Source organism: Corynebacterium sp. KPL1995 (assembly GCF_000477935.1).
Lineage (GTDB): Bacteria > Actinomycetota > Actinomycetes > Mycobacteriales > Mycobacteriaceae > Corynebacterium > Corynebacterium pseudodiphtheriticum.
Map to the genome: position 1 here is coordinate 224077 of NZ_KI515715.1, position 12513 is coordinate 236589.

Genomic DNA, 12513 nt, shown 5'->3' on the forward strand with positions numbered 1-12513 from the left:
TCAGAAAGGAACCTACTTATGTCCAACCCCAGCACCACTTTCCGCGTCACCGGAATGACCTGCGCGCATTGCGAAAACGCCGTGCACGAGGAAGTCTCCCAAGTCCCTGGCGTAGCCGGACTAACAGTCAGCGCACAAGAAGGCACTCTTACCGTCTTCTACAACAACGCCACTGACAACAACGCCGGTAACAACTCCGCCAAAGCCGAAAACCAAGCCAGCGACGAAGACATCATCGCAGCCGTCGACGAAGCTGGTTACACCGCCGAACGCGCCTAACCCACCACATAAAGGAGCGCTTTCTACAATGCCCACCCCAAGGTCAACCTCCTCGCCTATTCCAGCGCCAAGCACTGCCTCTTCCACCATTGAGCTGAATATTTCCGGGATGACGTGCGCCTCCTGTGCTGCACGCGTCGAAAAGAAGCTAAACAAGCACGACGGCGTGCATGCCGAGGTCAACTACGCCACAGAAAAAGCCACCATTACCGGCGACACGGACGCGCTGGATGCTGATGCACTCATCGCCACCGTCGAAAAGACCGGCTATGGCGCAGAGCTCACCCCAGAGTCCACCACAGCAGGCACACAGGCCCCGCAGGATGCGATGGCCGAGGCCGAGCTGGATTCTTTACGACGCCGACTCATCGTTTCCGCAGTACTGGCGGTACCGGTGATTGCTTTGGCGATGGTTCCGGCGTGGCAGTTTGATTACTGGGGCTGGGTGTCACTGGCGTTGACTTTGCCAGTCGTAGTGTGGGCGGGATGGCCGTTCCATAGGGCTACTTGGCAGAACCTACGACACGGCAGCGTAACCATGGATACGCTGATCTCGCTGGGAACATCATCGGCGCTGGTGTGGTCGATGGTCGCGCTGTTTTTTGGTTCTGCGGGCGATCCTGGCATGCGCCACGGCTTTGATTTCACGGTCTCGCGTGGCGACGGCCTGAGCCACATTTACCTCGAAGTCGCCGCTGGCGTAATCACGTTCATCCTGCTGGGTCGGTACTTTGAGAAACGCTCGAAGCGCACAGCCGGCTCCGCTTTGCGGGCATTACTGGATCTGGGTGCCAGTGAAGTCACCGTGCTGCGCAATGGTGCAGAGACCACCATCAACATCAATGAGCTGACGGTTGGCGATGAATTCGTCGTCCGTGATGGCGAAAAGATAGCCACCGATGGGGTGATCGTCTCCGGCCACAGCACCATTGACACCTCGATGCTCAGTGGAGAATCCGTCCCCGTGGAAGCCGGTCCAGATGATGCCGTCGCTGGCGCCACGATCAACGTTGGTGGCGGCAAGTTGGTGGTACAAGCCACGAAGGTAGGCAAAGATACCCAGCTCGCGCAGATGGCCCAGATGGTGGAAGACGCACAATCAGGCAAGGCTTCTGCCCAACGGCTGGCCGATAAAATCTCCGGGGTTTTCGTCCCCATCGTCATTGCCGTTTCCCTACTCACGCTCATCGCCTGGCTGCTCATCGACGGTGACTGGGCCGCCGCATTTACCGCCGCGGTAGCCGTGCTGATCATCGCCTGCCCGTGCGCATTGGGCCTGGCCACCCCTACTGCCCTGCTGGTGGGCACCGGACGCGGCGCGCAGATGGGCGTGCTGATCAAAGGCCCAGAGGTGCTCGAGCATTCCCGTGGAATTGATCGCGTGATCCTGGATAAAACCGGCACTGTGACCACCGGCGTGATGGAACTTGCCGACGTTGTCACCGCCGAAGGCTTCGACCGCGACGAAGTGGTGCACTTGGCAGGCAGCCTGGAACACGAATCTGAGCATCCGATTGGCCGCGCAATCGCCCGGGCAGCCACAAACCAGCGCGCGGACGGCACACTGAGCGAGGTCAGCGATTTTGAGTCCATCCGCAGCGCTGGTGTGCGCGGCGTGGTGGAAGGCCGCCGGGTGGCCGTCGGCAAGCCCAGCTTGGCGGACAACGCAGATCTGGGCGCGCTGCAGCAACCGTTTCTGAGCGCGCAGACCCAAGGTCACACTGCGCTCGTGGTGCTTGTCGACGGCACCCCCGCCGCCGTGCTGATGGTGGCCGACCAAGTCAAGACCACCAGCGCTGCAGCAATTCAGCAATTCCATGAACTTGGCATTGAAACGATGCTGCTGACCGGCGATAACCAGGCGGTGGCAGAAACCGTCGCGGCGGAAGTTGGCATCGAGCACGTGCGCGCCGAAGTTATGCCGGAAGACAAGGTCGCGGTGATCGCGGATTACCAGGATCGGGGCTATAAGGTCGCGATGGTTGGCGACGGCATTAACGATGCTCCTGCGCTAGCGCAAGCCGATTTGGGCATGGCGATGGGGACCGGCACCGATGTGGCAATGGAATCCGCCGATATCACGCTGGTGCGTGGTGATCTGCGGGCAGCCACCGACGCTATTCGCTTGTCTCGTCGCACGCTGGGCACCATCAAGGGCAATTTGTTCTGGGCTTTTGCCTACAACACCGCCGCCATCCCGTTGGCCGCTCTGGGGCTGTTGAACCCGATGCTGGCGGGTGCGGCAATGGCGCTATCGAGCGTGTTCGTGGTTAGCAACAGCCTGCGCTTGCGTGGATTCACTTCTACCGCTGGTGCCGGCGTGGATGCTACCGTGCGTGCAACCGTGTAGCCCCCCCCCGCGAGTGCTACCTTGCGTGCAACCGCTTAGCCCATCGCCGGTGATCATGTCTATTGTGTCTTTTTTGCAAATAGGCCCGCTGAAAGTGGCCTTTTTCGTTCACTATTTGCAAAAATGCACCATCTGCCGACGCTCCGAGCAAACATGTTTGGGGATGCGGAAAATCCTCCAAGATTCCGTCCGCATCCTCTTTTTGCTACTTAACCTACTTCCCCTCTTTCACCCCAGCTTCACTCAGAAAGATAACGACCCCCTGAACTCAAGAGCAAAGCAGATACGGCAAAACCCCTGGCCAATTTCTTGGCCAGGGGTTTACCTGTTTGTGGGCCCTGCGGGGGTCGAACCCGCGACCTTCGGATTAAAAGTCCGCAGCTCTACCAACTGAGCTAAAGGCCCAACAGCTCACTATGCTAATACACACCAAACATAAATAAAAATCACCCCAGCCAAGTGCAGAAACTGCACCAGCTGGGGTATCAGGCTGTCACGCCAAGCTAGGAACTGTCACCCCAGCCAAGTGCAGAAACTGCACCGGCTGGGATGACATGCGAGTGCCAGGAACTAGTCCTGCTTGCCGCGCATATCGCCGTATTCTTCGAAGTTGCGCTGGAAATTGAAGGCGGTCTCCAGGTCAACCGGGGTGTGGACATGCTGCTGCTTCATGGCACGGTCGAAGTAAGCCTGCAGCTCATCGCGGTAATCCGGGTGCGCGATCGCGATCATCTTTTCGGCACGGTCACGTGGGGTCAGGCCACGCAGGTCGGCGTAGCCGTACTCGGTGATGAAGACCATGGTGTCGTGCTCGGTATGGTCGATGTGCGAAGCGAATGGAACAATCGCAGAGATTGCGCCGCCCTTAGCCTGCGATGGGGAGATGAACGTCGAGATGTAGGCGTTACGGGTGAAGTCGCCGGAACCACCGATACCGTTCATCACACGAGAGCCCATGACGTTGGTGGAGTTGATGTTGCCGTAAATGTCAGCCTCAATCGCACCATTTGAGGAGATCAGGCCCATACGGCGGATTACCTCTGGGTGGTTAGAAATCTGCTGTGGACGCAGGATGATGTGCTCGCGGTACTTTTCTGCTTGCTCGTTCATCTTTTCCGCATACTCTGGGGAAAGAGCAAACGAGGTTGCCGAGGCAACGGTCATTTTGCCGGCGTCGATCAGGTCCAGCATGCCGTCCTGGATAACCTCGGTGTAGGCGGTGATGTTTTCGAACTTGGAGTCCAGCAGACCTGCCATCACGGCATTTGGCACGTTCCCGACGCCGGATTGCAGGATGAACTGATCGTATTCCAAACGACCTGCTTCAACTTCGCCTTCGAGGAATTTCAGGAAGTTCGCTGCAATCTTCTCAGAGATCTCATCTGGTTCACTGAACGGCGCATTGCGGTCCGCGGCATCGGTCTCGACGACAGCAACGACCTTTTCTTTGTCGATCTCGATGTATGGCGAACCAATGCGATCGCCGACGTTGACGATTGGAATTGGGGTGCGGTTCGGCTTGCGTGGGATCTGGTAGATGTCGTGCATGCCCTCGAGGTTTTCGGACTGCCAGGAGTTAACCTCGATGATGACCTTGTCGGCGTTGTCGATCCACTCCAGGTTGTTACCAACAGCAGACGATGGCACGATCATGCCGTCTTCGGTGATCTTGGTGGCCTCAATAATGGCTACCTGGAAACGCCCGAAGAAGCCCTGCTCTACCTGCAAGCCCAGGTGGGAGAGGTGGATATCCTGGTACTTTGCCTCGCCCGCGTTGAACTGGTTACGCAGGTTTGGATCAGAGTTGTACGGGGTTCGGTAGTTAATCGCATTGGCTTCTGCCAATACGCCGTCGCACTCTGGAGCGGTGGAAGCACCCGTGAACAGATCGATCTTGAACTCTTCGCCCTTGTCGTGGGCTGCCTTGGCTTTGTTGGCGATGGCCGTAGGCAGGGCCTTTGGGTAGCCGGCGCCAGTGAAACCGGACATACCGATCTTGTCGCCGTTGTTGACGTGCTCCGCAGCCTTCTCAGCGGAAGTGATCTTGTCTTTAAAGAATGCGTTAAGGATACGGTCAGCCACGTTATCTCTCCTTGTTCTGAACTTTCGTTCTGTTGCTATGCACGCTGTGCAGTCTGGTGGATACCCAGGCCAGAAAAGTGAGGCCTAGAACTCAGTTGCTGCGTAGCGCTTCTGACACCACAGTATAGCGGAGGTCACTGTGATTGTGTTCATGATGAATACTAGTCCACCTCATATTTTTGGTGCTATTCTTCGCACTTTCACGAACTTCTTCGCGTTTGCACCCCACAGCTGGCGTCTCTTCTGATGTGTCGCGTTTGGTGGATTCCGCGTAGTTAGCGACAATAGGGCCTGTGAGCTTAACAATTGGCCCCCACCGGCTTTCTTCTCCCGTCGTCCTCGCCCCCATGGCTGGGGTGACGAATGTTGCTTTCCGACGTCTCTGCCGCGAGCAAGAAGTGAGCAAAACCGGCACGGTCTCTGGTTTGTACGTGTGTGAAATGGTCACCGCTCGTGCGTTGGCAGAACGCAACGAGAAAACGTTGCACATGACAACATTCGCACCGGAAGAGTCCCCGCGTTCGCTGCAGCTGTACACAGTAGATCCGGAATGGACCTATAAAGCAGCAAAGATGATCGTCGAGCAGGATATGGCCGACCATATTGATATGAACTTCGGTTGTCCGGTACCGAAGGTGACCAAGCGCGGCGGTGGCGCTGCGTTGCCCTACAAACGCCGGTTGTTTAGCCAGATCGTGGCCGCTGCAGTCAAAGCCACAGAAGGCACCGATATCCCGGTGACCGTGAAATTCCGTATCGGCATTGACGACGAGCACCACACCCACTTGGATGCTGGCCGCATCGCAGTCGAAGAAGGCGCCCAGGCCGTCGCATTGCATGGCCGTACCGCCGCACAGCGTTATTCCGGCACTGCGGATTGGGAGCAAATCGCGGCGCTGAAGCAACACCTCGCGCACACCGGAATTCCGGTGTTGGGTAATGGCGACATTTTCAAAGCTTCTGATGCCTCCGCCATGATGGAAGCCACTGGCTGCGACGGCGTGGTTATTGGCCGCGGGTGCCTGGGGCGGCCGTGGCTTTTCGCTGAACTTTCCGCCCACCTGCGCGGTGAGCAACTCCCGGCCCCACCGACTTTGGGTGAACTCACCGGCATCATCACGCGCCACGCGGAACTGCTCGCCGAACACCAAGGCGAAGAGCGGGCCTGCCGTGACCTACGTAAGCATATGGGGTGGTATTTGCGTGGTTACCCAGTCGGTGGCGAGGTCCGGGCACGCTTAGCAAAAGTATCCAGCCTGGCCGGTCTCGCCGAGGAACTCGCACCGTGGGAAGATTCTATGGCGCTTGCCGACGACGCCGACGGCGCCCGTGGCCGCCAGGGTTCGCCTTCGAAAGTGGCGCTACCAGAGGGCTGGTTGGATGATCCACAGGACAATGCCCGGGCGCTGGCTGGTGCAGAATCGATGAATTCAGGCGGCTAGTACTAGTGCTGCCGAGCACTAGTACTAGGCACTGTTTTCGCTGTTAGAAGCGTAGACAACATGGTTTTCTGCGATGTCGAATCCCGATTTTTCGTACACGCGCACCGCAGATTCATTATCTTTTTCGACATACAAGATGACGTTCGTTGCCCCTTTATTCACCATCTGTTTAATTCCCAGGCGCAACAGGTGGCCAGACAGACCGCGGCCTTGGTAGGCACTCGCCAGGGCAATCACATAGACCTCACCTACATAGGCCTCGTCGGTAGCTTCTGGTGAATTTTCGGAAGCATCACCCTTTGCACCTTCACCAGCAGCATCACCAGCACCTTCACCAGCAGCACCGTGCCATTTCGTCCAGTGAAAACCCGCTAATGCAGGGTGCTTGTCGACGCCTACTGCAGCATCGTTGTCCCACAAAAGAATCACATCCTGCGGGTCAAACCACTCGGCCTCCATGGAGCGGTGCAAGCGGTCGCGATCCCAACCGCCTTGCTCGGGGTGCCAGGAAAATGCCTGGTTATTAGCCTCTACCCAACTGTTTTCTACGTGATCCGCACCGAAGCGGTCCACAGATTCCGTGTAATCGGCAGCCACAAAGCCAGCGGGGGCTGCACCTGGCTCCGCGGATTTCTGCAACCCCGCACCGGTTAACGACATCACCAGCAGGTGCCGAACAATCTGTAACTGATGTTTTTCCGCGATGGTGCGCGCAGCCGGCAACTGCCCGTGCGCCCACACCTGCAGGCCCGCACCAACGACCTGCTGCAAATGCTCATATAAACACGTTCCATAGCCCTGCCCGCGGTGTTTCGGAGCAATCACCATCTCTGCATTATCATCATCCAGCCCAGCCAATCCCACCAGCTCGTCGTCAAGAAAAGCCAGTACCTGCTGCTGCCCGACACGCTGGTCAGATAGGCCGGCAACAAATTGCTCAGACAATGGAGCAAAACCATCAGCAGCTTCCGCAGCCTGCAGAATCTGTTCTGCTGCCCGGCGCGTTGCGGTAACAAGGTGTTCACTACCTGGTTCGCCGGAACCGGCAAGGTCTGCTTGCGCGCGATTGGCGTCGGCAAGAATGGTGTGCTGGAAACGTAAACGATCGTAATTAACCATGGCCCTACCCTAATACGGTATGAATGAGGAGTGTCATCGATCGTCGTCAAGCGCAAAACCGCCCGCCGTGCGGCCTGGGCCTTGGGCCTGGCCGGTGTAGTGAGTATCGCCTGGATCGGCGATACCGTGGTCGCTTCCAACGTGGAGCGCAAGATTTCTGATGCGGTGTATGAGTCTTATGCGCCCGAATCCGGAAATGAGCTAGCCACGCCCCCATCGGTGTACGTCGGCGGGATTCCGTATCTGCAAGCCTTGCGCTCTTCTCAGGTACCGGTTGTTGGGGTATCGGCACTTGATGTCGATGTCGACGGCGTCGGCATGGTCAACACCGGGGTCACGTTGCAAGGGTTAAAAGCCGAACCGAATCAGGTGTGGTCTGGTGATTTCCTGGGCGCGAAGGCGCAATCCATGCGTCGCACGATGCGGCTTGATGGCGTGGCGATGGGTGCTTGGCTGGATATGAAAGATCTGACAATCTCGCACCCGAAAAATATTTCTCCCGGTGGTGGCCCTGCAACCGAGGCCGTGTTTCAGGGCCGCCCGCCGGGTTTCCACGAACCAGTATCTGTATTGGCAACGCTGCGGCTGGTGGGCGACGAATTTCAGCTGCGCCCGAAAGAAGTCATTAGTTCCTCAGTGCACCCAGACGATGCCGACGACGACGCGCTGGCAGCTTTTGATCTGACCGTAAACACCACGACCTTGCCGTTGGATAAAGCCGCCGACGCGGTGTACTTGGAAGGCGGCTCCATCGTCTTTGAGGCGGTGCGCAATAACGTCATCGTGCAGCCGGAATATCTCGCCCCCGTCGGCAGAGCGAACGAGCTTTAAATCCGGAACAGATCACGCACCACGGCTAAAATGCCGCGCTGCTGTACTGGAATGATTTCTTCCGGCGAGAACACCTCGATGGCATCCGGGATGCTGTTGAGTTCCACGGTTTTTAGTTTGCCCTGCGCCTCACCATCGGCTTGGAAGCGCAGCGCCTCGTCACATTCCAAGGTAATGCGGGTGGCATCATCAAAGCGCAGCGTGCGGGCATCGGTGAATTTGTTCAAGCGGCCCTTTTCATCTGCCCCGAACAGGTGCAGCAGGCCGACGAAGCCGCCAACCCCTGTCAGATCCGTCAAGCCGAAGGTTCCCAGGCCCTTGTCGAAGGAGTTGCGCGGGTTGGTCACCACCGGCAGCGGCCCCAGGAAAGTCCATGGGTTCGTATTGGAAGCGAAAACCAGCGGGGCTTGGTCAATGTGCTGGGTTTGGCCGTCGGCAGATTCTGCATGCGCACTAATCTTCGGTGGTGCATGCAAGATTCGACGCCATGCCTGGTACGAGATACGCAGGTAGCGCAGCGGGGTGGCGGAAAAACCTTGCTCGCGGAGTTTATCGATGCTGTGCAAAACGTCAGCGTCAATACCGATACCGGCGTTGACGGCAAACCAGCGGTCATTCCACGTACCCAGACGGATACGGCGCCGTAAGTTCTTCTTAATGTGCCCTACCAGCAGCTCTGTGGTGTGCACGGGGTCCAGTGGATAGCCCAGCGCACGCACAAACACGTTGGCCGAGCCCGTAGGAATCACAGCCAGGGCCGGAACCTCAGAGGCTTTACGCCGCCCATCGCCGACCTTGCCTAACAGGCCGTTGACCACCTCGTTGACGGTGCCGTCGCCGCCAATTGCGATGACCACGTCGTAATCATCACGACTAAGCCCACGCGTCATGTCTTCAGCGTGACCGGCATAGTGGGTGAATTTAGTGATCAGATGCGAGTCATCAATACTGCGCACCAAAGGAATGATGCGGCGGAAAAGCTCATTGGTTTGACTCGTGGAATTAGGGTTAGCGATTAACAGTAGGCGCACGACTCAATAGCGTAGCCGATCACACGGACGATCACACGGCAGCGTAGCCGATCGCCCGGACGATCACACGGTAGAATTGATGGTTATGACTTCCGAGGAGCAGAACAACCCCAAAAACCAGAAAGACCAGAAGCAAAAAGTCAACCCACAGATGCGTTTGGACGGCAACCAGGCTGTGAATTTAGCGGAACAACAGGCGAAGAAAACTGCCGACAAGAACATTCCGCAGACCGGCCTGGGCGCACTGCCAGTGCCGGATGACACGGCAAACCTGCGTTATGGCCCGAACCTGAACGACGGCCTGCTCGGAGTACTGCCGCTCATCGGCGTGTGGCGGGGCGAAGGCCAGGCGGTGACCTCCGAAGGTCAGCACACCTTCGGCCAAGAGATCACCTTTTCGCATAACGGCGAAAACCACGTGAAATACGACTCCCGCACCTGGTTCATCGACGAAAACGGCAAGCCTGCGGGTGCTTCCCGACGCGAAACTGGCTACCTACGCATCGACGGTAAAGATGCCATGGAGCTGACCTACACTTCTTCCGACGGCATCGTGGAGATCATGTACGGCCAGCCGCACAACGAGCGTTCCTGGGAGCTGGAATCCGCTTCCACCATGGTCACCGAGACCGGACCAAAGACCCTGGGCCCCGGCAAGCGTTTGTACGGCCTGATGCCCAACAACGACCTGGGCTGGGTGGACGAGCGCGTCACCGACGGCGAGCTAGCACCGTATATGTCTGCACAGCTGCAGCGCGTAGCTGGCTAATGGCTGCCGATTAATGGCTGCGCCGCGCGCAACTAGTTAATGGCTACCGCGCGGTGCTTGCTAAAACTGCACCGCGTGGCCGAGGCAACAGCTTATAAGCTGAGTGCTTGTTCAATGAGGCCACGAATTTCCGCATGATTTACCGGCGCTGGCAACTCCACTGCCGGTGAGTTCGTGTCTCCCAGGCTGGTCACCCGCACTGCGATGCGCACTGACGAGATCAGCCACACCGATTCCGCCTGGTACAGCTCCCCAGCTGTTACCGGGCGGTTTTCGCATATCCACCCCTGCTGCCGCGCATAGTCGAATAGAGCATCGACTGTGGTTCCCGCCAGCACATCCCCGGCAGGGGTCACCAGCCGACGCTGGCTGCCTTCCCGCAGCACCAGCACGACAGTGGAGGTCGCGCCTTCCAACACCCGAGCATCGCTTGCCGACGCGGGGCTGGTCGTCGCGTCGCTTGTCGGCTCTACAAAGATCACATCATCGAAACCGTGGGCCTGCCGCAGCGCCGCCATCGTGGCCGCATAGTTCACGGTCTTCGCACCCACCGTCGTGGTCCAGCCACGCGGAACCAATTGCGCCCGCACCCCGTCGTGCCGCTGTTGTAGAACCCCTTGTGTCACTGGCGCGATCACCAGCCACGCCGTCGGCTGGGGCGCACCCGCTCCGGCGTCTCCGGCACCCCCGGTGCCCCCGGTGTACTGCCGTCCGCGCGAATAGGTCCAGGTGCACTTTCCTTCCCGGCCACCGGACTGTTCTTGCCAGTCCGCCACCGCTGCTGCGGTCACCTGCTGCCACACAGCGCGGTCTGGGGCTGGAAGGTCCATCCGTTGCGCCGAACGTTGTAAGCGGTCCAGATGCCGTTGCAGGTTCGCTGCCCGCCCGTTTCGGACCAACAGCGACTCAAACACGGCCTCGCCGCGGGTCACGGCGGCATCGTCCCAAAAGACCACTGGTTGCGCCGGATCATGGCGTCGGAAAGTACCGGCGCGCACATCCACGGTGTAGATGACGGGAGTTAGCGGTGCTGACGAGGGCTGCTCACACATGCCATGGATTATGCCAAGGTTTTAGCGCTACCATGGTGCTGTGACTACGCATTACCGTTCTGTACTGCTCAACCGTCCGAACGCTATGGCTTATCAGGAGGAGCCACCACACCCGGATGTCACGGGTGTGGCCTGGCATTACGGTGAGCCACTGAGCGAGCAACGCGCCATTACCTCCACTGGCGCGATTGTGGATCGCTCACATCGCCGCGTTATACGGGTGACCGGGCCGGAAGCCGCCGCGTTCTTGCATAATTTGCTTTCGCAAAAGCTTGACGACGTGCAAGCGGGCTGGTCTGGTTCTGCCCTGGATTTGGACACGCAGGGCCGCATTCTGCACACTATGGACATCTCGGTGACCACAGACACTAGTGCCGACGCGGGCACCGCAGCTGCCCCCGAAGGGCTGGCCTTCTACCTGGACTGCGAAGCCGGGAAATTCGATTCCCTGCGGGATTTCTTGCAGAAGATGATCTTTTGGTCCCAGGTAACCATCGAAGAAGCCGATTTAGCGATCATCACCGTGCTTGGTGGACCAACGGATACGCACCTGCCTTCGCAGGCCGTCTATTCGCGCACGGTTTCGACGGCAACTCCCGCCGGTACTGACAGCGCACAACCAACCACTGGTTTGTGGGAAGCCAGCCGCACTGACATCGCAGTTCCACGAGAGCAGCTAGAAGCAGCCGTCGAAGAGCTAGAAAGCACCGGTCTGCAGCTGGTCGGACTGATGACGTATACCGCCGAACGGGTCAAGGCACTGGAGGCGGAGTCTGTGGATTTGGATGAAAAATCCATCCCGCATGAAATCCCACACTGGATCGGGCGTGGCGAAAGGGTCGGCGCTGTGCACCTAGAAAAAGGGTGCTACCGCGGGCAGGAAACCGTCGCACGCGTGGAAAATTTGGGTCGTAGTCCGCGGGTGCTCGTATTACTGCACTTGGATGGCTCGGCGCCCACCATGCCTTCTCCGGGCGCGGACATTCAGGCGAAGGGGCGTCGCGTCGGCAAGCTAGGCACCGTGATTGATGATTGCGACTATGGCCCGATCGCGCTGGGTGTCATCAAACGTTCGGCATTGGATGCGGGACAAGTCAACATTGGTGATGTTGCCGCCAGCATCGATGCTGATTCCATCCCGGTCGAGGAAGGAGAAAAGGCTGGTCGGGCGGCTATTAACAAGTTGCGCGGACACTAGTTAGGCCCCAGTGCAGAATTTTTTGCAGTTTTGCTCTATCCTGTAACACAGGACGAATAAAAAAGCAGATGGGGCATCCGAATTCCCTGGATTGCCCTTAACCCAAAGGGGGTCATGGCTATGGGTCGAGGACGCCAAAAGGCAAAGCAGACTAAAGTTGCCCGGGAGCTGAAGTACAACTCCCCAGCAATGGATCTGGACTCGCTCCAGAAAGAGCTCGCCTCTCAACCGCCGGGACGCGGCTGGTCTCAGGACTCCGATGATGACTATGACTATGATTCGGACTACCGAGGAGACTAGCCCCCTAGGCTTACAGCGAAACTAAAGTTTGTCCCTTTAGTTTTTCTCCACCCCACTACC

11 protein-coding genes and 1 tRNA gene are annotated in these 12513 nt (G+C 58.3%); 7 read left to right on the forward strand and 5 right to left on the reverse strand.

From position 1 onward, the window contains the following. Window positions 1-18: 18 nt before the first annotated feature. Both HMPREF1292_RS01035 and HMPREF1292_RS01040 read left to right on the forward strand, forming a co-directional pair. A complete protein-coding gene (locus HMPREF1292_RS01035; protein ID WP_021354030.1) occupies window positions 19-279 on the forward strand; it encodes a heavy-metal-associated domain-containing protein in 261 nt (86 codons plus the stop codon). A 28-nt stretch (window positions 280-307) separates the two neighbouring features. After that, the gene (locus HMPREF1292_RS01040) at window positions 308-2629 is read left to right on the forward strand and encodes a cation-translocating P-type ATPase (RefSeq protein WP_023018354.1); all 2322 of its coding nucleotides are present in this window, start codon (window positions 308-310) and stop codon (window positions 2627-2629) included. A 332-nt stretch (window positions 2630-2961) separates the two neighbouring features. Here HMPREF1292_RS01040 and HMPREF1292_RS01045 read toward each other — a convergent pair. Both HMPREF1292_RS01045 and HMPREF1292_RS01050 read right to left on the reverse strand, forming a co-directional pair. Continuing rightward, window positions 2962-3034 (reverse strand) — tRNA-Lys (locus HMPREF1292_RS01045). Window positions 3035-3199: 165 nt separating this feature from the next. Further along, the gene (locus tag HMPREF1292_RS01050; protein ID WP_021354028.1) at window positions 3200-4711 is read right to left on the reverse strand and encodes an acetyl-CoA hydrolase/transferase family protein; all 1512 of its coding nucleotides are present in this window, start codon (window positions 4709-4711) and stop codon (window positions 3200-3202) included. 293 nt (window positions 4712-5004) lie between these two features. Between HMPREF1292_RS01050 and dusB the strand changes: the two genes are divergently transcribed. Then, complete coding sequence (dusB, locus tag HMPREF1292_RS01055; protein ID WP_024272930.1) at window positions 5005-6153, forward strand: tRNA dihydrouridine synthase DusB; 1149 nt, start codon at window positions 5005-5007, stop codon at window positions 6151-6153. 24 nt (window positions 6154-6177) lie between these two features. Here dusB and mshD read toward each other — a convergent pair whose 3' ends face one another. Beyond that, window positions 6178-7272, reverse strand: coding sequence for a mycothiol synthase (mshD, locus tag HMPREF1292_RS01060; RefSeq protein WP_023018356.1), 1095 nt, complete (start codon window positions 7270-7272; stop codon window positions 6178-6180). 30 nt (window positions 7273-7302) lie between these two features. Between mshD and HMPREF1292_RS01065 the strand changes: the two genes are divergently transcribed. Then, a complete protein-coding gene (locus HMPREF1292_RS01065; protein WP_023018357.1) occupies window positions 7303-8103 on the forward strand; it encodes a DUF2993 domain-containing protein in 801 nt (266 codons plus the stop codon). Here HMPREF1292_RS01065 and HMPREF1292_RS01070 read toward each other — a convergent pair. Then, window positions 8100-9134 carry a diacylglycerol kinase family protein gene (locus HMPREF1292_RS01070; protein WP_021354023.1) on the reverse strand — a complete coding sequence of 345 codons (1035 nt, stop codon included), beginning with the start codon at window positions 9132-9134 and terminating at the stop codon, window positions 8100-8102. The two genes, HMPREF1292_RS01065 and HMPREF1292_RS01070, sit on opposite strands and share 4 nt — an antisense overlap. Before the next feature lie 151 nt (window positions 9135-9285). On the opposite strand from HMPREF1292_RS01070, the gene HMPREF1292_RS01075 reads away from it, so the two are divergent. Then, window positions 9286-9903 (forward strand): FABP family protein, encoded by a 618-nt coding sequence (locus HMPREF1292_RS01075; protein ID WP_027018064.1) that lies wholly within the window; start codon window positions 9286-9288, stop codon window positions 9901-9903. A 92-nt stretch (window positions 9904-9995) separates the two neighbouring features. Here HMPREF1292_RS01075 and HMPREF1292_RS01080 read toward each other — a convergent pair whose 3' ends face one another. After that, window positions 9996-10955 (reverse strand): aminodeoxychorismate lyase, encoded by a 960-nt coding sequence (locus HMPREF1292_RS01080; protein ID WP_023018358.1) that lies wholly within the window; start codon window positions 10953-10955, stop codon window positions 9996-9998. 85 nt (window positions 10956-11040) lie between these two features. Here HMPREF1292_RS01080 and HMPREF1292_RS01085 point away from each other — a divergent pair, with 85 nt between their 5' ends. Then, complete coding sequence (locus tag HMPREF1292_RS01085; protein WP_023018359.1) at window positions 11041-12153, forward strand: folate-binding protein YgfZ; 1113 nt, start codon at window positions 11041-11043, stop codon at window positions 12151-12153. 120 nt (window positions 12154-12273) lie between these two features. Continuing rightward, complete coding sequence (locus HMPREF1292_RS01090) at window positions 12274-12453, forward strand: DUF3073 domain-containing protein (RefSeq protein WP_023018360.1); 180 nt, start codon at window positions 12274-12276, stop codon at window positions 12451-12453. Window positions 12454-12513: the final 60 nt, after the last annotated feature.